Origin of the sequence: Muricomes intestini (genome assembly GCF_004346165.1) — a bacterium.
GTDB classification, from domain to species: Bacteria; Bacillota; Clostridia; order Lachnospirales; family Lachnospiraceae; genus Muricomes; species Muricomes intestini.
In genome coordinates this window covers 23,113-47,222 of sequence record NZ_SLZZ01000008.1, presented here as the reverse complement: position 1 = coordinate 47,222, position 24,110 = coordinate 23,113, and the positions used below count along the sequence as shown (strand labels likewise).

26 protein-coding genes are annotated in these 24,110 nt (G+C 41.8%); 22 read left to right on the top strand and 4 right to left on the bottom strand.

Annotated features, from left to right (window positions below; translation table 11 throughout):
* The first annotated feature begins 10 nt into the window (after positions 1-10).
* The 13 genes from EDD59_RS07255 to EDD59_RS07195 all read left to right on the top strand — a co-directional run bounded on the left by EDD59_RS07255 (position 11) and on the right by EDD59_RS07195 (position 10,100).
* Positions 11-499, top strand: a complete 489-nt coding sequence (locus EDD59_RS07255; protein WP_132380459.1) for a deoxycytidylate deaminase — start codon at positions 11-13, stop codon at positions 497-499.
* Positions 500-572: 73 nt separating this feature from the next.
* Positions 573-782 (top strand): pro-sigmaK processing inhibitor BofA family protein, encoded by a 210-nt coding sequence (locus tag EDD59_RS07250; protein ID WP_132380457.1) that lies wholly within the window; start codon positions 573-575, stop codon positions 780-782.
* Positions 783-1,021: 239 nt separating this feature from the next.
* Positions 1,022-1,954 (top strand): P-loop NTPase family protein, encoded by a 933-nt coding sequence (locus tag EDD59_RS07245; RefSeq protein WP_132380455.1) that lies wholly within the window; start codon positions 1,022-1,024, stop codon positions 1,952-1,954.
* 14 nt (positions 1,955-1,968) lie between these two features.
* Entirely contained in the window at positions 1,969-3,162 is a 1,194-nt protein-coding gene (locus tag EDD59_RS07240; RefSeq protein WP_330571969.1) for a TadA family conjugal transfer-associated ATPase, read from the top strand.
* A gap of 19 nt (positions 3,163-3,181) precedes the next feature.
* A complete protein-coding gene (locus EDD59_RS07235; RefSeq protein WP_330571968.1) occupies positions 3,182-3,868 on the top strand; it encodes a type II secretion system F family protein in 687 nt (228 codons plus the stop codon).
* Positions 3,865-5,103, top strand: coding sequence for a type II secretion system F family protein (locus EDD59_RS07230; protein WP_243117363.1), 1,239 nt, complete (start codon positions 3,865-3,867; stop codon positions 5,101-5,103). The genes EDD59_RS07235 and EDD59_RS07230 overlap by 4 nt, the downstream gene beginning before the upstream one ends.
* Positions 5,104-5,160: 57 nt before the next feature.
* Positions 5,161-5,361 (top strand): Flp1 family type IVb pilin, encoded by a 201-nt coding sequence (locus tag EDD59_RS07225; RefSeq protein WP_132380451.1) that lies wholly within the window; start codon positions 5,161-5,163, stop codon positions 5,359-5,361.
* A gap of 94 nt (positions 5,362-5,455) precedes the next feature.
* Positions 5,456-6,730 carry a DUF5702 domain-containing protein gene (locus EDD59_RS07220; RefSeq protein ID WP_243117362.1) on the top strand — a complete coding sequence of 425 codons (1,275 nt, stop codon included), beginning with the start codon at positions 5,456-5,458 and terminating at the stop codon, positions 6,728-6,730.
* Positions 6,731-6,974: 244 nt separating this feature from the next.
* Positions 6,975-7,772 carry a TadE family protein gene (locus EDD59_RS07215; RefSeq protein ID WP_132380447.1) on the top strand — a complete coding sequence of 266 codons (798 nt, stop codon included), beginning with the start codon at positions 6,975-6,977 and terminating at the stop codon, positions 7,770-7,772.
* 24 nt (positions 7,773-7,796) lie between these two features.
* A complete protein-coding gene (locus EDD59_RS07210) occupies positions 7,797-8,234 on the top strand; it encodes a prepilin peptidase (protein WP_132380445.1) in 438 nt (145 codons plus the stop codon).
* Positions 8,235-8,238: 4 nt separating this feature from the next.
* Positions 8,239-8,664: a TadE/TadG family type IV pilus assembly protein gene (locus EDD59_RS07205; protein WP_132380443.1), complete on the top strand. Its 426-nt coding sequence runs from the start codon at positions 8,239-8,241 to the stop codon at positions 8,662-8,664.
* Positions 8,661-9,434 carry a DUF6382 domain-containing protein gene (locus EDD59_RS07200; RefSeq protein WP_132380441.1) on the top strand — a complete coding sequence of 258 codons (774 nt, stop codon included), beginning with the start codon at positions 8,661-8,663 and terminating at the stop codon, positions 9,432-9,434. Before EDD59_RS07205 ends, EDD59_RS07200 begins: the two co-directional genes overlap by 4 nt.
* Positions 9,435-9,494: 60 nt before the next feature.
* A complete protein-coding gene (locus tag EDD59_RS07195) occupies positions 9,495-10,100 on the top strand; it encodes a rhomboid family intramembrane serine protease (RefSeq protein ID WP_132380439.1) in 606 nt (201 codons plus the stop codon).
* Positions 10,101-10,121: 21 nt separating this feature from the next.
* Here EDD59_RS07195 and EDD59_RS07190 read toward each other — a convergent pair whose 3' ends face one another.
* Positions 10,122-10,853 carry a sensor histidine kinase gene (locus EDD59_RS07190; protein WP_132380437.1) on the bottom strand — a complete coding sequence of 244 codons (732 nt, stop codon included), beginning with the start codon at positions 10,851-10,853 and terminating at the stop codon, positions 10,122-10,124.
* Positions 10,854-11,076: 223 nt separating this feature from the next.
* Here EDD59_RS07190 and EDD59_RS07185 point away from each other — a divergent pair, with 223 nt between their 5' ends.
* On the top strand, positions 11,077-11,487 hold the full coding sequence (locus EDD59_RS07185) for an HIT family protein (RefSeq protein ID WP_132380435.1): 411 nt from the start codon (positions 11,077-11,079) through the stop codon (positions 11,485-11,487).
* Positions 11,424-12,044 carry an RNA polymerase sigma factor gene (locus EDD59_RS07180; RefSeq protein ID WP_330571967.1) on the top strand — a complete coding sequence of 207 codons (621 nt, stop codon included), beginning with the start codon at positions 11,424-11,426 and terminating at the stop codon, positions 12,042-12,044. The genes EDD59_RS07185 and EDD59_RS07180 overlap by 64 nt, the downstream gene beginning before the upstream one ends.
* 56 nt (positions 12,045-12,100) lie before the next feature.
* On the opposite strand, the gene EDD59_RS07175 is transcribed toward EDD59_RS07180, so the two are convergent.
* A complete protein-coding gene (locus EDD59_RS07175; RefSeq protein WP_132380431.1) occupies positions 12,101-13,168 on the bottom strand; it encodes an undecaprenyldiphospho-muramoylpentapeptide beta-N-acetylglucosaminyltransferase in 1,068 nt (355 codons plus the stop codon).
* A gap of 146 nt (positions 13,169-13,314) precedes the next feature.
* Between EDD59_RS07175 and EDD59_RS07170 the strand changes: the two genes are divergently transcribed.
* Together EDD59_RS07170 and EDD59_RS07165 are read left to right on the top strand one after the other, a co-directional pair.
* Positions 13,315-14,316: a DUF4367 domain-containing protein gene (locus EDD59_RS07170; RefSeq protein WP_165920886.1), complete on the top strand. Its 1,002-nt coding sequence runs from the start codon at positions 13,315-13,317 to the stop codon at positions 14,314-14,316.
* 53 nt (positions 14,317-14,369) lie between these two features.
* Entirely contained in the window at positions 14,370-14,876 is a 507-nt protein-coding gene (locus EDD59_RS07165) for a DUF6147 family protein (RefSeq protein WP_132380427.1), read from the top strand.
* 190 nt (positions 14,877-15,066) lie between these two features.
* On the opposite strand, the gene EDD59_RS07160 is transcribed toward EDD59_RS07165, so the two are convergent.
* On the bottom strand, positions 15,067-15,309 hold the full coding sequence (locus EDD59_RS07160) for a TIGR03905 family TSCPD domain-containing protein (protein ID WP_132380425.1): 243 nt from the start codon (positions 15,307-15,309) through the stop codon (positions 15,067-15,069).
* A 429-nt stretch (positions 15,310-15,738) separates the two neighbouring features.
* On the opposite strand from EDD59_RS07160, the gene EDD59_RS07155 reads away from it, so the two are divergent.
* The 5 genes from EDD59_RS07155 to EDD59_RS07135 all read left to right on the top strand — a co-directional run bounded on the left by EDD59_RS07155 (position 15,739) and on the right by EDD59_RS07135 (position 22,245).
* Entirely contained in the window at positions 15,739-16,536 is a 798-nt protein-coding gene (locus EDD59_RS07155) for a hypothetical protein (RefSeq protein WP_132380423.1), read from the top strand.
* 61 nt (positions 16,537-16,597) lie between these two features.
* Entirely contained in the window at positions 16,598-17,947 is a 1,350-nt protein-coding gene (locus EDD59_RS07150) for a glucose-6-phosphate isomerase (RefSeq protein ID WP_132380421.1), read from the top strand.
* A gap of 297 nt (positions 17,948-18,244) precedes the next feature.
* On the top strand, positions 18,245-19,270 hold the full coding sequence (locus tag EDD59_RS07145) for an aldo/keto reductase (RefSeq protein WP_132380419.1): 1,026 nt from the start codon (positions 18,245-18,247) through the stop codon (positions 19,268-19,270).
* Positions 19,271-19,377: 107 nt separating this feature from the next.
* On the top strand, positions 19,378-19,959 hold the full coding sequence (locus EDD59_RS07140) for an FHA domain-containing protein (protein WP_132380417.1): 582 nt from the start codon (positions 19,378-19,380) through the stop codon (positions 19,957-19,959).
* An 18-nt stretch (positions 19,960-19,977) separates the two neighbouring features.
* A complete protein-coding gene (locus tag EDD59_RS07135) occupies positions 19,978-22,245 on the top strand; it encodes a hydratase (protein ID WP_132380415.1) in 2,268 nt (755 codons plus the stop codon).
* A 56-nt stretch (positions 22,246-22,301) separates the two neighbouring features.
* Here the strand turns inward: EDD59_RS07135 and EDD59_RS07130 are convergent, their stop codons facing one another.
* A complete protein-coding gene (locus EDD59_RS07130; RefSeq protein ID WP_132380413.1) occupies positions 22,302-23,837 on the bottom strand; it encodes an amidohydrolase in 1,536 nt (511 codons plus the stop codon).
* Positions 23,838-24,110 lie beyond the last annotated feature (273 nt).

Here is a 24,110-nt window from a genome sequence, read left to right as displayed (position 1 = left end):
GCCGGTAGATATGTCAGGTAAACGAGAAGATTATCTGTCTTGGGACGAGTACTTTATGGGAGTTGCGAAGCTGTCAGGAATGCGCTCCAAAGATCCGAATACACAGGTGGGCTGCTGTATAGTAAGTCAGGATAATAAAATATTATCTATGGGATATAATGGTTTTCCGATAGGATGTTCGGATGATGATTTTCCCTGGGCCAGGGAAGGGGATGATTCGTTGGAGACCAAGTATGTATATTCCACCCACAGCGAACTGAATGCTATCCTGAACTATAACGGGGGAAGCCTGGCAGGAGCAAAGTTGTATGTTTCCCTGTTTCCCTGCAATGAATGTGCCAAGGCAATTATTCAGGCAGGAATAAAAGAAGTTATATTTGAGTGTGATAAATATGCAGATACAGCGTCTGTTGTGGCATCGAAAAAGATGATGGATGCGTCAGGGGTCAGATATCATCGGTACCAAAGAACAAACAGAGAGATACAAATACAACTGTAAATTACAGGGAAGGCGGAATATTCCTGAACCAATTTGAATAGTATGTCATATATGCAGATTGGAGGGAAGGAGTATGGAAAATAAATTGGCATCAACGGTTGTAAATTTTGTCATCCGTGCTGTTCTTGGAATGGGGTTAATTTATTTGATCAATCAATATTTACTTCATGGGAGTGATACATTGAGTGTAGGTTTGAACGTGGTATCCTTTTTGACAGCGGGAGGCCTTGGAATTCCGGGAGTCTGTCTTCTCTATGGTATTTTATTTTACCAAAATTTGTGAGGTTTTTACAAAAAAGTGCAAATTTAGAAATTGGTATAGACATTTCTAAAATCTATATTTATAATACGATTTATACAGTAGTTACTCAAACTGCTGTTTCATTCAGGCACTGGTTCCAGGTGCCGGATGTTTCTTGGGTTGGATTGTTATATTAGATTTGACCATCATGATTGAATCATGCTGCAGGGTCGCAGCAATATTTTCAAAGTTTTATTTTACAAATGAACAGGAGGGATAGGTTGCATCCAAAGAATTTTGTGATTTGCGATGTGGAGCAGGAATATGGCAAAAATCTTATGAAAGCCATAGGCATGCACAGGGAATTGGGATTTCAGATGCACTTGTTTCAGGAATTGGACCAGCTTAAGGAGTTTTCAAAGCAAAAGACTGTCCATATTATGCTTCTTGGCGAAGATTATCCTGCACAAGAGCGACGGCTGATTGAGGCGGACAAGCGCTATGTGCTTGTGAAAGGCGGTGAGAGAGAACTGTTGCCCGGAGAAAAAGGCATATACAAGTATCAGTCTTCCGACATGATTCTGGGAAGTATTCTGGAAGAGACAGTGAGTGCCGGAGAAGCACTGATAAGAAAAAGCATCAACACTACCAAAGGACAGCTTATAGGGATTTACTCTCCCATTCACAGAGTTGGCAAGACAAAATTTGCTATTAATCTGGGGATGGATCTTGCAAAGAGCGGTCCGGTGCTGTATCTGAATCTGGAAGAGTACTCGGGAGACGGTTACTATTTTCCAGAGAAAGAGGAAGCGAACCTGGGTGATCTTCTATACTACATTCGTCAGGAGACGGGAAACCTCGGACTGAGAATCAGTGCAATTGCCGGGCAGGTTAAAGGCCTGGATTATATCTCCCCAATGCCTGTAATACAGGACTTAAGGTCTGTGAAGGAGAAAGAATGGATAAATCTTTTTGAGGAGATTTTTGCAAACTGCATCTATAGGACGGTAATTCTTGACTTAGGGGATGGTATCGACGGTTTGTATGAAATTTTAAGAAGGTGCTATACCGTCTATACACCATATATTGAGGAGCCGGTTTCGCAGGCTAAGCTTAAGCAGTATGTCAGAAATTTAAGGCAGACAGGGTATGAGGATGTATTGGAGCATACGATACAGAAAAAGATTGAGGTAAGGGCAGGTGAGGACACATAAACAGGCTGGAAGAAATGTATGATAAAGTACTGCGGCAAATGGACATGGAGCATGAGATGGAGGACGAGGAACTTCTGGAGCTGATACATGTGGTCTTAAATGAAGCTAGTGAACAAAAGTATATGCCTCTCCAGGAAAAGATACATCTGAGTAAGGAGTTATTCAATGCGTTTAGAAAACTTGATATCCTGCAGGATTTAATTGAGGATGAAGACATTACGGAGATTATGGTTAATGGGACGGATAATATATTCCTTGAAAAAGACGGGCGGGTTTATCCATCAGACAAGCATTTCTTGTCAGCGGCCAGACTGGAGGATGTGATACAGCAGGTAGTGGCGGGAACAAATAGGTATGTCAATGAAGCGTCACCGATTGCAGATGCCAGGCTCGAAGATGGTTCCCGTGTGAACGTGGTGCTGAAGCCCGTGGCACTAAACGGCCCTATTATGACAATCAGAAAGTTCCCCCGGGAAAAAGTAACGATGGAACAGTTGATTTCATGGGGGAGTATCAGTGCCGAGGCAGCGGAGTTTCTGGAAGTGTTAGTCCGTGCCAAATACAACATTTTTGTCAGCGGTGGAACAGGTGCAGGGAAGACAACCTTTTTAAATGCCTTATCTGATTATATTCCAAAAGATGAACGGCTGATTACCATCGAGGATAATGCGGAGCTTCAGATAAAAGAAGTGCCTAATCTGGTCAGGCTTGAGACAAGAAACGTAAATCTGGAAGGGGAAGGTGCCGTGACTATCCGGGATTTGATAAAAGCTGCACTTAGAATGAGGCCTGACAGAATTCTTGTCGGAGAGGTAAGAGGTGAGGAGACCGTGGATATGATATCTTCTGCAATGCTCAACGGGCACAGTGGATCTATGTCTACAGGCCATGCCAACAATCCAACGGACATGCTGCACAGACTGGAGACTATGATGATGATGGGAATAGATATGCCCCTTGCTGCCATTCAGAGACAGATTGCATCGGCAATTGACATTATTATCCACCTGGGGCGTTTAAGAGATAAGAGCAGAAAGGTGCTGGAGATAGCAGAGGTGGTGGGATATGAGGAGGGAAAGGTGCGGACTCAGACATTGTATGAATTTAGAGAGGAGGGAACGGGAAATGGGGAAATTCAAGGAAAGCTTATGAAAGTGGAAGAACTGGTTCATAGGGAAAAACTGCTGGCAGCAGGATATACGGCCTGAGGAATATGCATTTGCAGCTGTGAAAGGGACAGCTCTGATGGCGACGGCGGCATATTTATTTTATGATACATGGACAGCTGGTTTGCTGGTTTTGCCTACTCTTTGTTATTATCTGCGGGCATGGCAGAAGGACAGATGCAGGGTAAAGGAAGCAGAATTCAGAGAGCAGTTTAAAGAAAGCATACAAGCGTTGGCCTCAGCACTGAATGTGGGATACTCCGTGGAGAATGCGGTACGTGAGACAGCAAAGGATATAAAACCTCTTTTCAGGAAAGATACCAGAATCAGAAAGGAATTTGCAAGGATGATTCATCAGCTTGACATGAATCAGACGGTGGAACAGGTATTGAATGAATTTGCTGACAGAGTCAATCAGGAAGATGTCCGCAATTTTGTAACTGTGTTTGCAGCAGCCAAACGTACGGGCGGTGACAGTATCACAATTATTAGAAATGCAGTGAAAGATATCAGTGAAAAGATTGAAGTGGAGAAAGAAATACAAACACTATTGGCGGCAAAAAAAATGGAATTTAAAGTTATGTGTGTCATTCCATTTGGAATTTTATTGTACATGCGTCTTGCCTTTCCTGAATTTATGGAAGTACTTTACAAAAATCCGTTGGGTGTGGGACTGATGAGCTGCTGCCTGGGAATTTACGGGGCGGCATATAAAATAGGAAAAAGCCTGGTGGAAATTGAGGTATGAGTTTGGATATGTGGAATTCTGTATATAGAAGAATGAGTGTGGTTTTTTTATCGGTAAGTGTGTTAGCGGTGCTAGTGTTCTTTGCAGACAACAACAATACACCGCAAAAGAACAAGGAGGGAAAGTATGTTCTCGAACGAGGCACCTATGGGGCGGGAGATAAAGCTATAGACCTGGAGGTTTGCCTGGAAAAAGAGAGAGAGCCTCTTACTGTGACAGTGGGAGAACAGCAGTATAGTGAGGAACAGCTGCCCGAAATTTTTAAGAAAGGTGCAGCCCGGTTAGAAAATTTAATATTGGGAGAAAACACCAGCCTGGATGAAGTCAGATATGATTTGAATCTGATAGATAAGATTCCGGATTCCGGTATTACTGTTGCCTGGGAAACTGATAATTACGATGTGGTAAATATCATGGGTGAGCTGCAGAGAGAACATTTGCAGGAGGAAGGAACACCGGTTGAACTCCGCGCCCTGCTTTCCTGCAAAGATGAAGAGGCAGTACATACCTTTTATGCTAATATTTACCCACCCAAATTAAATGTAAAGGAAAAGGAACTCCAAAATCTGAATCAGCAGATTAAGAAACAGGAGGAAAGTACCAGGGAGGATGCGTATCTCATACTTCCTGACAAGTTGGATGAAAAACCAGTTTCATGGAGATATGCCGGTGATTCCCGTGCATTAGGTCTATTTGTTTTGGGGATCGTAGCATCCGGTGCCATTTATATTTTAGAGCGTCAGAAAGAAAAACAAAGAAAAGAGGCTAGGCAAAAACAATTAGAATCTGATTATCCTCAGCTTGTCAGCCAGTTTACCCTTTTTCTTGGGGCAGGGATGACAGTGCGGAAGGCCTGGTTCAAAATGGTTCAGGAATATGAAAAGCAGAGAGAAGAAAAGAAGATTCATGCAGCTTACGAAGAAATGCTGTATACCATGCATGAGATACAGGGCGGTGTTTCAGAGAGGGAATGTTATGAAAGATTCGGCAGCAGGTGCCAGCTGCCCTCCTACCGTAAATTTGGCGCCCTATTATCTCAAAATCTGAGAAAAGGAACAAAGGGGATGAGTGATTTGCTTAGGAGAGAGGCGGCGGAGGCCTTTGAAGAAAGAAAAAAGCAGGCACGTAAAAAAGGAGAGGAAGCGGGAACAAAATTGCTGGGCCCCATGTTCATGATGTTGGCAATTGTATTGATAATTATTGTTGTGCCTGCGTTTTTAACTATACAGATTTAGGCAGAACTTTAAAGGAGCAGCAGAAAACTGAGAGACAAAAGGAGGAACTAAGGACATATGAAAGGTTTTGGAAACAAAGTAAGAGAAAAATTGTTTTATATAGAGCATTTATTAAAAGATGACGCGGGACTTTCAGTTGTTGAGATGATTTTAATTTTAGTCGTTATTATTGCCCTTATCTTGATATTTAAAACACAGCTAATTAGTCTCGTAAACTCCATTTTTGAAAAAATCACCAGTGAAAGTGCAGGCATTTAGTTTGCAGCGGGGCGAAATTACAGCCTTTCTAAGTCTTGTTTTTGTTCTTCTCATTTCCTTTATGGCCGCGATGCTTGAAAGCACAGTAGTACAAGTGTCAAAAAATCAAAAGCGGCTGATCGCGGATAACGCAATATTTTCCATATTTGGCGAATATCAAAATGAATTATTGAAGAACTATGAAATTCTGGCTATTGACTGCAGTTATGGAACATGTTCTTCTAATGAGCAGAACTTGCTGGATCATATGTATTATTACGGCACTGCCGGCATGGAGCATAATATTCAGGGTATCCAGTATCTATCTGACCAGAAAGGACACGCCTTTAAGGAGCAGGCTTTGCAATATATGGAACAGGCATATGGTATTTCAGCCGTCCGCGAACTGGTGGGAAAAACCGATATTTGGGAAGAGCAGGAACTGCAGGGGGAAGAAGCAAGTCAGAGAGATCAAACTGTCAATAGAGAACTGGACGATTTTGTAAAAGAGAATCAAATTATACTTCCAGAGGAGGACAATCCTCTTCCTCTGGTGGAGGAATTGAAGCAATCCAGCATTCTGGAGCTGGTGCTCCCGGAAGAATTTCATTTGTCTGCCCGGGAGATTATCCCCGAAGAACAGGCCAGCGGCAGAAACTTGAGAAGGGGAAGAGGAAGTTTTTATGTGCGGCAGGGAATGAATGGCATAGAGGAACGTCTATTGTTTCAGGAATACCTTTTAAAGAAATTTAGTAATGCAACAGATATAAAAGGAGAAAACAGAAGCCTTTCCTATGAACTGGAATATATGATAGGCCGGAAAGCTTCAGATGCAGAAAACTTGGAAATGGTAATAAAAAAGTTGCTTGCCATCCGGTTTGGAATAAACTACCTATATCTCCAGTCCGATACTAAAAAACAAGCTGAAGCGGAAGCATTGGCGCTAACGCTGTCAACACTGGCAGGCCTGCCGGCAGTATCAGCGGTTGTAAAGCAGGCCTTGCTGGCAGCGTGGGCTTTCGGAGAGAGTGTAGTGGATTTGCGCAGCCTTTTGTCGGGCAAAAAGGCTGCATTGATGAAAAGTAATGAAAACTGGCAGTTATCCCTTTCTTCACTGACAACACTAGGTACTGAAGAAGATATGCAGGACGGAATGAATGCAGAGGAGGGAATTACTTACGAGGATTACCTGAGAGCTCTTCTGTTTTTAGAAAATGATGATGAGTTGACTGTAAAAGCATTGGACAGGGTGGAGCAGAACATGAGAACGGAAGAGAAAAAGGATACATTTTGTGTGGATTCCTGTGTTGTAAAGCTGAGACTGCAAAATACGGCAGAGATCCGCAGGGGTCTTACGTACCAATTTCCGGTATATTTTGGGTACGAATAAGAGACTAGAAAAGCTTTTGAGTCCAATATAGATGCCCTTTCTTCTAATCCTGTCAGTCATCCCTTCCGACAGGAAGATATTCAGGAGGGTAAGCTCGAATCAGCTTTGCTTCATCTCGCTTCGGCTAAGCGCCGGATAGAAATATCCACAAACGGTCCTTAACAAGCGAGCTTGCACGGGCTGTTCGTGAATATTTCTGCCATCCTGAATAACTGCAAAAAATATTAAGAAAGGAAAAACTGCGATGTCACAATCAAATAAAACCCCATCCAACTCAAATAAGGAAAGGGCATCTGTATTGGGCTCAAAAGCAAGTGTAACTGTAGAAGCAGCGTTGGTTATTCCGATTTTCCTATTTGCCGTTTTAAGCTTAGTCTATTTGCTGGAAATACAGGCTATACGGACAAGTATAAAACAGGGAATGCAAAGTGCGGCAAAGAGAGCAGCAGAGGAGACGGTAATGTTCCCGGCAGTGAATGTCATAAAGTTTGAACGGGACATTGTGGAGTCGGTGGGAGCCGGTAGAATGGATAAAAGTATACTTTCAGGGGGCAGCTCGGGGCTTAGCTGTGCCAAAACATACATGTCCCCTTTGAGTGGAGAAATTTATGCAGTTGTGGAGTATTCAATACGTCTTCCCTTTCCGGAATTTACTAATCTCACTGCCAAGTTTCAGGATGAGATGAAGGTTAAAGCATGGACCGGGTATTCAAAGAGAGACGGGAACCAGGAGGAGGGGAAGATTGTATACATAACAGACACAGGATTAGTCTACCATGAGGATTACCAGTGCTCTTATCTGCAGTTATCCATTCAGTTTGTTCCCTACAGTGAACTTTCCGGGATGCGCAATGAAGGCGGCGGAAAATATTATAAATGTGAAAAGTGTGTTCATGGAGATAGCTTTGCAGGCGTATATATTACCACTACAGGTGGAAAGTACCATAACTCATTAAGCTGCAGTGGATTAAAGCGGACAATATATGCCGTGAAGAAATCGGAAACAGGAATAAGAGCGGGCTGCAGCAGATGCTCAAAATAAATGTGACAGACAGGGGAGGAGGCTATGGGAATAAACGAGTTGATTCATATAGGGTATGGAGTGTATTTGGCGATACTCTCTATTATAGATATACGAATACAGAGAATACCGGTTTGGCTGGTGACGGTGGGGGGGACAGTTTTTGCTGCAGTGAGGATATGGCAGCCAGAAATACCGTTAATCGTAGTACTGGGAGGTGCAGTAGTTGGTGTGGTGTTTTTGGTTATCAGCAAGGCGACGGAGGAGGCATTGGGATACGGCGACAGCCTGGTAATTTTGGCAATGGGAATTTTTCTTGGTTTTTGGAGCCTTCTGGGGGTACTGATAGGTGCATTTTTATTATCCTCTTTCTTTGCGGCTGCATTTTTGATATATAGGGGGATAAATAAAAGGGCGGGTTATCCTTTTCTGCCGTTTTTACTGGTCTCCTATTGCATTTGGCTCTGGTCTGGAGGGAGTTGACAAATTGAACAGGAATATAAAGTTAAAAGCGAGCATCACAGTAGAGATGGCTTATGTCCTGCCGACGGTGATACTGTTGCTTTTATTAACTATTTACACCGTATTTTATTATCATGACAAAAATGTTTTAATTGGCGCCGCAGGAGAAACAGCGATATTAGGGGCCCAGATGGAAAGACAGAAAGAGGAAAATAAAGCAGATCTTCACAGTTTTTACAGAGAGCGGGTGAAGGGAAAACTGATTTTCCTTCATTTAACGGGAATTGAGGTTAGCAAAAACAAGGGAGACATGGCGGTCACGGCTCAGGCGGGAAAAGGGCGGATGCGGGTTTCGGTGGTACAAAAAGCGGTCATTCCCGAACCAGAGAAGGACATTAGAAGGAAACAACTGCTGGATTCTCTGACAGAACAAGAAAAGGAAAAAGAATGAAAACGGGATATGAAAAAGAATTAAACAGGGTATTACTGCATGTTGATTTATCAAAACTTTATGAAGAGGATTACCAGATACATATGATGAAGGAAAATAAAATCTCCGGCCTGCTGGAGGTAACAGGATGCGGAATAAATGGAAAAAGCAGATACAGCTATGTAGTGACCGGCATGGTATCAATGAAAACAATGTTTGAGACTTCTGTAATCAGAAAGGACGATATGCTGATATTTGTAAATCGTCTGATAGAGGTTGTAAAGCTGTTGGGGAGCTATATGCTGAATCCAGATGGGTTGTTACTGTACCCGGAGTTTGTGTTCTTTAGGGAGGATAATTGGTTTTTCTGTTACCTTCCGGGAAGAAGGAAGCCATTAGGGGAAGCGTTTCATATAATGACAGAATACTTTGTTAAGAAGCTGGATTACGAAGAAGTAGAGGGGATTTTGCTGGCATATGAACTCCACAAAGCCACTTTGCAGGAAAACTATGATTTGGAAAGAATAATGAATGAATACAGAATTCATGAGAAAAAAAGACGAGGAAGCGAAGTCTCTGAAACAAATGAAGAAATGAAAGAGGAACAGGAGGGACTTCCGGAGGAGAATATATTTTCTATCAATGAGGAAGAATATGAACCATCGGGGGATTCCGAGACTATCCGTGAAATGGGGGCCTGGCGGAATTTTCGAAAAAGGACCGGGGCAAAGTCTAAAAAGTTGAGATGGGGAAGCTGGAAGGACTTGATAACGGAGGAGGATACATATTGAACTGTCGATGTCCCATATGGTATACTTGGTTAGAATATCAATATGAAAAGAGGTACCGTTTTGAACCAGGACAAAAAAGCAGTATGCACAGTAGGATTGATTGCAGCAAATGTTATTGTATTTCTGGCATTTTCTTTTTTAGGGGATACAGAAAATACTTTATTCATGTTGAATCATGGTGCGGCATATGGGCCGTATATATCAGAAGGACACCAGTATTACAGACTGTTTACCAGCCTGTTCTTACACTTTGGAATCAACCATTTATTAAATAACATGGTTCTCCTGGGGGCACTGGGATGGAATCTTGAGCTGGAAACAGGCAAACTTAAATTTCTGCTTATTTACTTTGCTGCTGGTTTGGGGGGGAATCTGTTCTCATTCTGGCTAAATGACAGGGCAGGGGCTGCGGTGGTTTCTGCAGGCGCTTCAGGAGCAATTTTTGGTCTCATGGGAGCACTTTTGTGGGTAGTGATTAAGAACCATGGGAGGGCGGGGCGTCTGACCAGACGGGGAATATTGTTTATGGTAGCCTTAAGTCTGTATTTTGGAGTTACAAGTTCAGGGGTAGATAATGCTGCCCATATAGGAGGACTTGTCTGTGGTTTTGCAGCTGCAGTTATCTTATATCACAGGAAATACCAGACTCCTATATCGGCAGTTTAGTATCAGGTACTATATATGCATTTATATCGGCAGCTTGATAGTAAATATGGATCCCTGATCCACCTTTGAATCGACAGAGATGGAGCCTCCGTGTGATTCAACAATTTTTTTCGAGAGTGATAACCCAAGTCCGGTACCTCCAGCTTTATAAGTTTTAAATGGCTCAAAGATATAATCAATAACCTCATCAGAAATACCACATCCGCTGTCTTCACATTGAATGACCAGGAAATCTTCGGAGCGGCTGGCTGAAAAATAAATCTGACCTTTGCCGCAAATAGATTCCCTGGCATTGTAAAGCAGGTTTAAAAAGACCTGTTCCAGTTTAACTTTATCACCGGTATAGTCACCAAGGTTAGAAGGGATGGAAGAGGAGAATTCGATATCAGAAACTTCACTATCTAAAGAAATTGCAAATGAAACTGCGATGTTTTTGAGGAGCCGTTCAATGGAGAACACAGAGTAATTCAGAACCTCTCCATTGTTGAAAGCGGAAAGTTCATTCAAAAGCTGACATATGAATTCAACATCTTCAATGGTCTGCTTCCAATGGGGAAATTCTTTCACTTCGGGATGCTGGAGTTCCGTGACCTGCAACGATGAGGAAACCAGCGTAAGTGGGTTCCGGATCTCGTGTGCAATTGTCGACACTATTCTATGATGATTTTCCAATAACTGACCGATAATTTGTTTTGCATCGGAATTTTCTTCTGTAAGTGTATTCATTTTATTGATGTCAATGTTATGTAACAAATGGTTTACCTCCTTTTGTATGATGTACTTGTAGTCTAGCACGACAGTGCCCTTTGTTCAATAAAATCAGACAGACAATTTTCGACAGCAAATATCAAAATCCATGAATAGGTGATATCCTAAATGCTATCTTGTCATGCCTTTAACAAAAGTTCTTTTCAATTTGGTAAAAATAGTCTATACTACCATTAGAGCACCTTATAAGGGAGGAATAGAAAACGTTATGAAAGATGAAAATTGTATTTTTTGTAAGTTGGCATCAGGAGATATTCCATCTGCAACGCTTTACGAGGATGAAGACTTTCGGGTTATTTTGGATGTCAGCCCTGCTTCAAAAGGACATGCATTGATTATTCCAAAAGAACATTACCGAAATTTATATGACTTGGATGAAGAAATGGCAGCTAAAGCAATGGTGTTGGCGAAAAAAGTGGTAATCAGGCTTAAAGATGTATTGGGATGTGACGGTTATAATATTGTACAAAATAATGAAGAGGCTGCGGGACAGACTGTATATCATTTTCATATGCACCTGATTCCAAGATACAAGGGCGATGAAGTAGGACTGGGATGGAAGATGGGCAAGCTTCTAGAAGAAGACAAAGAAGAAATATTGAACGGGTTCAGCCAGTAACTGAGGATAAGATGTTGACTGAGAATTGTGAATTTGATGAGATTTATGAAGCATATAAAAATCTCGTCCTTAAAGCAGCGTATACATATTCAGGCAATTATGATATAGCAGAAGATATTGCTCAAAATACATTTCTACAATTATATATTTATTACGATAATATGAATCACAGCAATGTGAAGTCGTGGTTATATACAACTGCTAAAAATTATGCATTGAATTACAAAAAGAAGGCAAATCGCGAGATATTGCATGAAGGAATTGCGGAAGAAAGTTTTATCCTGAAAACAGTAGAAAGTGCTGAAAGTGAGTTTTTGAAAGGAATAAATGAGCTTGACCGTTCAGAATTGCATGGGCGTATATTTGCAGCATTGCTTGAAAAAAATCCCAGATGGTATGAGGCGATTTCGCTGGTATATTTTCTTGAGATTCCTCAGGCAAAAGTAGCAGAAGAAATGGGAATACGTATTGAGGTGCTGCACAGCATACTGCATAGAGCCAAGAAATGGATAAAAAAGACGTTCGATGTAGAGTATGATGAGCTGAACCAATTGTAAGAAAGCGGGTGCTAAGATGACCACCCGCTTTTCCTGAATATGCTGTAACTCGACAATTACTTCGAACGTATTTCTTCTATAAGTCCTGTAATTGTATCGATAGAGTCCTGCTGTCTTGAGTCCCGCATTGCATCCATGTACGATGCACGATTGTCATAAAGACTTTGTACTGATTCAAGTAGTGCCTCTTTTGTGAGATCTTCTTCTTCCAGCACCATGCTGAAGCCTTGCCGTTCAAAGGAACGGGCATTTAGAATTTGATCACCCCGGCTTGCGTGCGCGGAGAGAGGAATTAGAAGATTTGGTTTTCTCAAAGCGAGCAGTTCACAGATGGCATTGGCACCGGCCCTTGAAATTACGATATCTGCCAGTGCGAATATATCACGAAGCTCATTTTTGATATATTCGAATTGTTTGTAGCCCTTCATACTGGTTAGAGTATCATCAACCTTGTCCCTGCCGCAGAGGTGGACTATCTGGAAGCACTCTAAAAGTTCGGGAAGCGCCAGGCGGACGGCATTATTCACAGCTACAGATCCAAGGCTTCCTCCAATAACGAGGACAACTGGTTTATCTGCAGAAAATCCGCACAGATCCATGGCGGCAATCTTATTCCCGGACAGCAGTTCCTGACGGATAGGTGAGCCGGTTAAAACGGACTTCTCCTTCGGAAGCGAGTCGAGGGTTTCGGGAAAGTTGCAGCAAATTCTGGTTGCAGATGGAATTGCAATTTTATTGGCCAGTCCCGGGGTCATATCGGATTCATGTATAACAGTTGGAACCTTGCAGCGCTTGCCGGCCAGTACTACAGGAACAGATACGAAGCCTCCCTTAGAAAAAATAACGTCGGGCTTCAATTGTTTAATGATAGAATGAGCCTCACTGAAGCCTTTTATTACACGGAATGGATCTGTAAAATTTTGTACACTGAAATAACGGCGGAGCTTGCCGGAAGAGATACCATGATAAGGAATATCGAAAGGTTCAATCAGTTCTTTCTCGATTCCTTTATAAGATCCTATATATTGAATATCATACCCCAGTTCTTTTAATCGGGGAATGAGTGCTATGTTGGGGGTAACATGCCCGGCTGTCCCTCCGCCGGTAAGGATGATTCGTTTCATAATGAAAACCTCCAGATTTGAATGTTTATATATTTAAGGCTTACGGTAATGAATAAAATACCTTTTGACCCCTACACCATTTTATATTAAACTTATTTAATAAAATGTCAAGAAAAAGTAATAATGCTCAAACAAGAGGAATACCAATGGAACATAATGTAAAACTGTCACTGCAGGAAGAAGTAAAGAAGGATGCCAGGAAAATAGAAAAAGAAATTGCTGGTAATCCTGCTCTTAAAAATGTAAAAGTGTCTGAAAAGATGGAAAATCAACTTTTTCTCCGGATAAAGGAATATAAGAAAAAATACGTGAAGAAGCCTAATACCGAAAAAAGTGCATTCGAAATATTGTTAGAGCCTGCTTCTGATATTGCCTGTGGCACAAATCATAACGCTGAAGGACTTCTGTCCGAGAAAGAAAGGGGGGCTTTAAGCCTTGACCGGAAATTACTGAACAAGAAAAATGATGAGATAAAGCTGGAAGAGGTAAATAAAAAGTATCATAAACATCTTAATGACAGTAATGGAGGAACGAAAAGCAGAACATTTCACATGCCCCGTAAAAAGCGGCTTCTAGTTGCTCTTGCGGCAGTTCTGGTTTTAGTGGCTGGGCTCAGTATGACCAGTGTGGGAAGTAAATCATATCTGAAGACCCTGTTAGACAAATGGGCAGGAAAGCAAGACACACAGACTATAGATGTAAAAGATATGGAGAAACAGAATACTGAGGATGAGAAGGAGGTAAGTGCTTATGCGGAGATTAGAAAGAAGCTGGGGGTAGTGACAGTCCGTTTCGGTTATATGCCAAAAGGCATGAAGTTTCAAAATATAAATATTGATGAGGAGCAGAAAAGCGCACGTCTGTTTTACAGATATAATGGACAGATCATACGGTACACAATATATTTAAATGATGCAGATTCATCCTTTGGTCAAAAGAAAGAAGATAAATTGGAAGGTAAATTTACTGTTGAGACGGACATAGAAACTTTGACGGTGGAAGAGTATGAGATGAAGGAGTCTGAAGAAAGCAGATTTGTGACAAATTTCTCTTATAAAGGTGTTAATTATCAATTAAAAGGTGTAATGGATAGAAAGGATTTTGTCAAAATACTTAAAAATATTATCTATTTTAACAAAAGCGCGTAAGTTATTAAGGATACAATTGTTTAATTAGTGAACAAATACAAAGGAGAAAAGTGATGAAGAGAAAAATCCCATCAATTCTGTGCACCCTGGCAGTGATTTTTGGTATGTTTGCCACATCATTAATGGATGTCAGGGCATCAGGTTATAATGATGATATTCAGGTGGATGGATCTTATTTAACTACAGAGGATAAATCCACAGGAAGTACTAGTGGGGGAATATCTCCCCAGGGAGTTTATTTAATGGATGGAGAGTGCTCTGTTACAAATGCTGGTGTAGGTAAGGTATATGTCTATGCTGCAACAACCGGAAATACTGACCTTGATTATCTTTCAGTAGTGATGTACGTGGATCAATACGATGAAAAGGAGGGGAATTGGGGACAGGTTTATTTCGAACAGGCAGAGGCTTATGACACATATTATGTGGCCACCAGTAAACAGTTGAAGGTGGACAGAGGCTATTATTATAGAGTTCGGGCTTCACATGTTGGCGGAATGGACGATGCTCAGCCCTATGACGAAACTTTTTCAGTTACTAATGGAATCTATATAAAATAGTATTTATTGTTTTTTCAATAAATTTTCACTTTGAGCATCTGAAGGAGCTACCGCTGGTGCGCTACATAGCAGGAGAAACTATAAACCAAATAAATTATAGAAAAGACCTGTACTGAAAAAACCCACAATTTTTTAATGTACTGCATTTGGCGGTTGCTTCAGGTGCTCAAGGCGAAAAATGGTAATCGGATTATTTTCCGGTTGCCATTTTTAATGCTTTTGCCAGTTGGTCCGGGCAGGATGTCTCTTTGTACCCGCACTGTATGCCTTCGATTCTAGAAATAGCCTCATCTACATCCATCCCTTCTATAAGATGGGCAATACCCTGGAGATTGCCGCTGCAGCCTCCGATGAATTCTACATTTCTTACTTTATTATCATCGATCTCAAAGTTTATCATTTGAGAACAGACTCCTTTTGTTTTATATTGCATTTCATAAACCTCCTGCAAAAATCCGGATTGTTTGAGTTACTAGTGCGTTGTCCCGTACACTAGTGCACTGGCCCGCGTACTAAGCTCTATCACAAATAGAACATAAAAATTATAGCAAAAGGTAACGGAAAAATCCAGTACATATTTTTTCACCTTATTTTTCGAGCAGTTATCTTATAAAATGACAAGGGTTTTCTCAAGGCTCATATATGAGATGAAGTCTTAAATGTTTTGCTAAATTGAGGGACTAAAGCCTGCTTTTCATTTTATGATTCTGAACCCTGAGATATGCCGGTTTTCTGTTAAAATCAAGAAGCAATGACGAATTATGTAGAACGGTTTTTGAGGCAGAACATCAAAAATTGGACTATAATAAGTTCACACAAAAAGTGGAAGTTGTGGCACAACCATAAAACAGGAGGTCTTATTATGTTGAAAACTTTAGTAGCAGACACTAACGCCATTTTTTATCTAATGATTGTCGTAGGTGTCATCGGGGTTCTTGGAAAAATTGTGAACCAGATTACTCTTCGCCGCATGATAACGGCAGCGGGTAACATGTCAAAGAGTACACACAAACTGATGAAGCTTGTGCGGGCGAAGTATGAACACGCATGTATGATACATGATACCGTAGATAATGTAGAAGCGTTTGTAGAAAAATACATATATGAATACCGGGGGTTTCTCCTTAGGATTCACACATGGAAACAGTTGGAGATACAGAGTATATGGTTCTCCGGTGCCCTGGCTGCATTTGGAGGTTTGAGCAGCTATATTGTAAGCGGATTCAGTGAAAGAATGTACCAATATATCGGAGCGGGGGCAGCAGAGATGATTGCATTATTTGTTATCAGTCAGTTATCCGATGAAGGCTATAAAATAAAAGCCGCGAAGAATTACATGGTGGACTATTTGGAAAATGTGTGTGCACACCGCTATAAAAAGGCGAAGCAGACGGAGAGAGATAATATTGATGTGATAAGCCCGGAAGGGGCAGGTACATCGAGGGCGGCGGTGCAAAAGGATGCAGTGCAGAAAAAAGCCGCACCAAGAGAAGAACCGGAATTGTCCATTAACATAGAGGGCGAGCCAAGGAGAGTGGAAAAGGAGGAAAGGGTAAGACAAAGCCGTGGGGCTGCTCTAAAAGAAAAACTGGAGGATAATGAGCAGCCCGCACTGAAAGAAGAGGCAATACGCCAAATTTTAGAGGAGTTTTTAGCTTGATTACATGAGATATATTTGGTAAAATTATTATTAAAATACGGATAGAGAGGAAGGGTAAACAATGGCTAACAAAGTTATATTTGATTATTCAAAGGCAAGTAGTTTTATCCAGGAGCATGAGATGGAATATATGAGTGAACTGGCAGCTCAGGCAAAGGACAGGCTTGTCGCAAAGACAGGAGCGGGGAATGACTTCCTTGGATGGATTGACCTTCCGGTTGATTATGATAAAGAAGAATTCGGGCGCATTAAGAAAGCGGCAGAGCAAATCCGCAGTGATTCAGAGGTACTGCTGGTAATCGGCATAGGCGGTTCTTATCTGGGAGCCAGGGCAGCAATTGATTTTCTCGGACACTCGTTTGCAAATGTTGTTTCTAAAAAAATCAGAAAATCTCCGGAGATTTACTATGTAGGAAACAGCATCAGCAGTACATATATAAAGGATTTAATAGATGTAGTAGGAGACAGAGATTTTTCCATCAATATGATTTCCAAATCGGGAACTACAACAGAGCCGGCGATTGCCTTCCGCGTGTTTAAAGAAATATTGGAAAGAAAATATGGAAAAGAAGGAGCGGCAAAGAGAATTTATGCCACGACCGATAAAGAAAAAGGAGCTTTGAAAAATCTTGCCACAGAAGAAGGATATGAAGCTTTTGTAGTGCCCGATGATGTGGGAGGACGTTTCTCCGTACTGACAGCGGTGGGACTTCTTCCGATCGCAGTGAGCGGCGCAGACATCACAAAACTGATGGAAGGTGCTCAGGCAGCAAGAAAAGAGGCACTGGGAAATAATTTCGCACAAAACGGGGCTCTGCAGTATGCGGCAGTTCGCAATATCCTGTTGAGGAAAGGCAAGACAGTGGAAGTTCTGGCTAATTATGAGCCAAGCCTGCATTATGTATCTGAATGGTGGAAACAGTTATGTGGAGAAAGCGAAGGCAAAGACCAGCGGGGTATCTTCCCGGCATCCGTAGATTTGACGACCGATTTGCACTCCATGGGACAGTTCATCCAGGATGGAAACAGAATTTTGTTTGAGACAGTTCTGAATGTAGAAACTTCCAAAGAAGAAATTATTATCAATGAAGAACCGGTTGACCTGGACGGCTTGAATTACCTGACAGGAAAGACGGTAGATTTTATCAATAAAAGTGCAATGAACGGAACGATTCTGGCCCATACAGACGGCAATGTACCGAATCTGATGGTGACAGTTCCGGAGCAGACAGAGTTTTATCTGGGACAGCTGTTTTACTTCTTTGAATTTGCAATTGGCGTAAGTGGATATTTACTCGGCGTTAATCCATTTAATCAGCCAGGTGTAGAGAGCTATAAGAAGAATATGTTTGCTCTTTTAGGCAAGCCAGGTTATGAAAAGGAAAGAGAAGAGCTATTAAAGAGATTGTAGGAAATTCTAAATATTCTGGGAAACCCGGCATTCGAGTCCGATAAAAAGAGACTCGAATGCCGCTTCACATTTAAGTATAGTGATAATATGATACCAGGGTCAAAAGGTCATGCGTTTCATGCTTGCATGAAAAAGCATGACTTTGGGACCCGCAAAACATGAGAAAGTAGCCCGAGTAGGGCGGATTTCGAATGTTTTTAGGATTGCGGGAGCACAAAGTGCGGAGCAATCCGTAGGTATCAGGGGGCAAAATACCTTTTGATCCCTACATCATAATATACCAGGGAGGAGAACAGTATGAAGACGATCAATGCAGATCAGATACCTCAGATCAAATTGGCAAATGGAGATTTTATTCCGGCCATCGGGATGGGCACATTCGGAAATGATAAGTATACACCGGAAGAGGTTTCAACTGCGGTGTATAATGCAATCAAGACAGGATACCGATTTTTCGATGGTGCCGCCGCATACGGCAATGAACAGGATATAGGAAATGTTTATTCAAGAGTTATAAACGAAGGAATTGTAAAACGAAAAGACTTGTATATACTGTCAAAGGTGTGGAATGACATGCATGGGAAAGGAGATGTACTAGTTGCTGTATCTAAGACACTTAAGGATCTGCAGCTGGATTACCTGGATGCCTATTTAGTTCATTGGCCGTTTCCAAATGGCCATGCTCAGGGAGCAGGAGTAAACGATCGGAACCCTAATGCCCGGCCTTTTTTTATTGAAGAATTTATGGAGACATGGAAGCAGATGGAAAGGCTGGCAGATATGGGGCTTGTCCGTCATATAGGTGTTTCTAATATGACAATCCCCAAGTTAGATGAAATGCTGCCATTGTGCAGGATTATGCCTGCTTTTAACGAAATAGAAATCCATCCCGCATTTCAGCAATGGGAAATGTTTGAATATTGCAGAAGTAAAGGTATTGTTCCGATAGCATATTCACCATTAGGCTCAGCCGAAAGGCCCAAGCGGGATACAGAAGCCGGGGATACTGCTGTGATGGAAATGCCAGAATTAGTTAAAATAGGAAAAAACCACGGAATTCATCCTGCATTAGTCTGTATAAAATGGGCAGTACAAAGGGGGCACATACCAGTGCCGTTTTCTGTGAAACAAACTGAATATTGCAGCAATCTTGCAGCAGTGACGGAGGATCCGCTCACTGATGAGGAGATGGAGATTATTCGTCAGGCAGATAGAAATGACCGGCTGATAAAAGGTAAAGTATTTTTATGGCCGGGAGCAGAAAGCTGGAAGAACATCTGGGATTTAAATAATGAAATTGACAGAACCGGGTGGACACTATAAAATTCTGCCAGAGGATGAGAAAGAGAATAATGGTAAGCTGTAGTTAAAGAGCTTGCCTGAACCGGGAAAATATAGTAATATTAATTCCTGAAGGAGTTGATATGCAAATGATGTACTGGATTATTCTTATAGGCTTGGCCGCTTTAATTTTAGTCACCATTGCTGTGACGATAGTAACCATAGTAAAAGAGAGAAAAGAATACAGAAAATATAAGCTTGATGAAGAGCGTGACACAGAGGATGATGACTACGGTGATGATTATGAAGAGGGCAGACGGCCTAAAAAGAGCAAAAGATCCGGTGCACAGCAGGCTTATTCCGGCGGCAGGGAGTCGGGCTCCAGGCGCCCGTCAGGAAAGAAGAGGCGTTGGAAGATTATTTTGGAAGATGCGGATACAGGAGAACAATATACTTATATTTTCTATGACAATCTTGGAATTGGCAGAACAACAAAAGAAGTAGCTTTTGAGGAATTTTTATCCATTCCGGATGACAGGCGGATTTCTAAAGTTCATTGTGCAATTGTGAGAAGTGACGATAAACTGTACCTTAGAGATGAAGGCTCAAAGAATCATACGTTTTTAAACGGAAAGAAGATACAGAAGCCTATTGTAATTCAAAAGGAAGATTTTATTTCTCTGGGGGAGACAGAACTTGAGGTTATCAAAATTTTAAGAGAAACAAATTAGATTTAGGAGGACTAAGGTTTGATAAAACTATATGAAAACGGTGTCTATCTGAAGAACGGCACTGAAATAGTTGAAGATACAGGCAATGTTAACATCCCGGCAACGAAGGAAGAGGCAGCCCGCAATACGATTGCTTATGGCATTTTGAGTGCCCATAATACTGTGTCTGATATGGAACATTTGCAGATTAAATTTGACACACTGACATCCCATGATATTACATTTGTCGGCATTATTCAGACGGCAAGGGCTTCCGGTCTTGAGAAGTTTCCCATTCCCTATGTATTGACAAACTGCCACAACAGCTTGTGCGCGGTGGGCGGTACGATTAATGAAGATGACCATATGTTTGGGCTGACCTGTGCAAAGAAATATGGCGGGGTGTATGTACCTCCTCATCAGGCGGTGATTCATCAGTATGCCCGTGAGATGCTTGCAGGGGGCGGTAAGATGATTCTTGGCTCCGACAGTCATACCCGCTATGGTGCCCTTGGGACAATGGCTATGGGTGAAGGCGGCCCGGAGCTTGTAAAACAGCTCCTGGATAAAACTTATGACATTAAGATGCCGGACATTATCGGTATTTATCTGGATGGAGAACCGGCGAAGGGAGTAGGACCGCAGGATGTGGCGCTGGAAATTATTGGAGCAACCTTCGGAAATGGCTATGTAAACAATAAAGTGATGGAATTTGTCGGGCCGGGAGTGGATAAATTGAGTGCCGATTTCCGCATAGGCATTGACGTTATGACAACAGAAACGACTTGCCTGTCCTCTATTTGGAAAACGGATGAAAAAATTCATGAATACTATGAAATTCACGGGAGAAGCGGAGACTATAAAGAGCTGAGTCCAGGAGTAGTTGCATATTATGACGGTATGGTTTATGTAAATTTAAGTGAGATTAAACCTATGATTGCCATGCCCTTTCATCCAAGCAACGTATATACTATAGATGAGGTGAATGCAAATCTGAAAGATGTTTTACATGAAGTGGAAAAGAAAGCACTTGTAAGTCTGGGCAGCACGGTGGACTATTCACTGCAGGATAAGATTGTGGGCGGAAAGCTTTATGTTGAACAGGGGATTATTGCAGGGTGTGCAGGCGGCGGCTTTGAGAATATATGTGCTGCGGCTGATATTATAGAAGGGAAAAACATCGGCAGCGATAAGTTTACTTTCAGTGTATATCCCGCAAGTATGCCGATTTATATGGAACTGGTGAAAAATGGTGTGGCTGCCGAGTTGATAGCGGCAGGAACAGTTGTGAAGACAGCGTTCTGCGGTCCGTGTTTCGGTGCGGGAGACACACCTGCCAATAATGCCTTTTCCATCCGGCATTCGACGAGAAATTTCCCCAACAGGGAAGGCTCTAAGCTCCAGAGTGGGCAGATTGCTTCCGTTGCACTGATGGATGCACGCTCTATCGCGGCGACAGCAGCCAATAGAGGATTCCTGACATCTGCTGAGGCTATGGACGTGGAGTATAAGGGACAAAAATATTATTTTGATAAGCGGATTTACGAGAACCGGGTGTTTGACAGCAAAGGCGTTGCAGATTCAAGCGTAAAAATTCAGTTCGGTCCGAACATTAAGGATTGGCCCAAAATGTCTCCTCTGCCGGAGAATCTCGTTTTGAAGGTGGTTTCTGAGATACATGATCCGGTAACGACTACGGATGAACTGATTCCTTCTGGGGAGACATCTTCTTACAGGTCTAATCCTCTTGGACTTGCGGAATTTACGCTTTCCAGGAAGGATCCGGACTATGTAGGCCGTGCGAAAGAAGTGCAGGCTGCACAGAAAGCAATTGAGGCAAATATATGTCCATTGGACGTATTGGAGGAGCTAAAGCCCGTGATGGCGAAGGTGCGTGAAAAATATCCGTATGCCGGGGAAGGAAATATAGGTGTGGGAAGTACGATTTTTGCTGTAAAACCGGGAGATGGTTCTGCCCGCGAGCAGGCGGCATCCTGCCAGAAAGTGCTCGGCGGCTGGGCGAATATAGCCAATGAGTATGCAACTAAGCGCTATCGTTCAAATCTGATCAACTGGGGAATGCTGCCATTTCTGACAGATACTGATCATGAGAATCTTCCTTTTAAAAATGGAGATTACATCTTTGTTCCTGATATAAGAAAGGCAGTGGAGGAGAAGGAAGATGTGATAAAGGCTTATGTTGTACATGACGGTCTGGAGAAAATTCAATTTCATCTTGGGGACCTGACAAATGCAGAACGAGAGATTATATTAAAGGGATGTCTGATTAATTACTACAAAGGGTAAGAGAAAATGAATGGAGGCCGCTGATTATGATGATCGGCGGCCACTTTTTCATAGAATTAAATGCGATATACAATTTTCCCATCTACCATAGTCAGTGAAACCTTGACCTTGCGCATTTCGTCTATAGGCACTTCGAATACATTGTGGTCCAGAACGGCAATATCAGCTTTTTTACCGGGTTCTAAAGTTCCAAGGATGTTATCCTGCCCGAGGTTGTACTGACCTCCAATAGTCCAGGCCTTCAATAGCTCATCTATAGAAAGAGCATTCTCTGGATTGAAGGGTTCACCGCCTTCCGGAAATAAGCCGAAGACGGCATGATAGATGGATTCAGGAATATCATCAAAAAGTAATGGCAAATCGGTACCGCACGACAATGTGACATTGCTGTCCTCCATTTTACGGCGGTTCCAATAATTTTTCCCCCGTTCACTGCCAATGGTTTCGTTGATCACGGCTACTTTTTCACTGCGGCTGGCCAGGGACATGATCTGCGGATAAACCTCTGCTGTTATTCCTAGTTTGCCCATATATTCTAAATCTTCTGGATCAGAGCATTCCAGGTCTGTAATGGCGTGGCGATGTAAGATTGTGCCATCTTTTGCCTTCCGGCATTTCGAAAAAATATTTAATACTTTATGAATGGCACCGTCTCCCTGGGCATGCAATGAAAAACGGAAGCCGTTTTGGTCGGCAGTAAGTGTATCCTGCTCCAGTTTAATCCAATTGATATTCAATTTGCAGCAAGTATCCGCGATAAGATAAGGCTCCTTCATATCGGCTTCCAACTGGCTGATAGAGCCGTCGGTCATCTGGTTATATCCAGAAAACCGAACAAAATCCCCCTGGAACTTTTTGCGCATTTCTTTTCCGTATTCTAAATTCATCGGGGCCCCCACCGGCTGGCTCATAAAATGGATTCGTGCAGTCAGGGCACTCTGACTTTCCAAGCTTTTGAGGATATCAGTAAAGCTGTAATAATCATCAAATCCCATTTCCTTTATAGAAGTAATCCCCCTGGAGTTCAGCATAGAAAGGTAGTCTTTGAATTTCCGAAGCGAATATTCAATATCTGATAACACATATCTTAACAATTTCCAATAAGCCTCTGAGTAACATTTATCCGGAGTAAAGCCGTAAGTTGAAATAGCCAGGCTGTTCATACAACAGTTTTCATGTCCTTCTATAAAAATAATTATGGGAATGTCAGGAAATAAGTGATCTAATGTCTGGACGGAAAAGAAAATTTCGGGTTTCAGTCCTCTGGCCAAGAGGGGTTTTCCTGATTTTAACATCTTAGAATGGCTGCTAATTGCCTGCAATACGTTTTCACCAGTTGGACAAGAACTCACATCTATGCCTGTCTGCATTAATAGATAACCGGTGAAAAAGCAATGCACATCTACAAATCCCGGACAGATCAGCTGGCCGCCCAGGTCAGTAACTTCAGTGTATGAATCAAGGTAATCCATTTCATTGCCGTTTCCCACAGCAATAATTTTATCCCCTTTTATAGCGACAAAGCCTGGGAAAGGTTCCTTGTCTAGGGAAGTAAAAATTGCATTGGAGCGTAAAATTTTGTCTGCTTTCATAATATCCTCCTAAATTTTATTGTTTTGGATAAAACAAGTGTTGGATAAAGTTGTACCGATTTTTTTAAAGATAACATAATAAAAATGATAAATCAAGGAAGACTAAGAAATGAAAATCAGTTTGTGATATATGCATAGAATTGAACATTTTGAAGAATATTCAGAGAATTTGTGTTTGTGCCTTATAACTAGGGCACAAACACAAAAAATGTAAAAGATAAAAGTGGTTTAAAAAAGCGTATAACTTGCATAAGAATCTCCAAAACATGTATT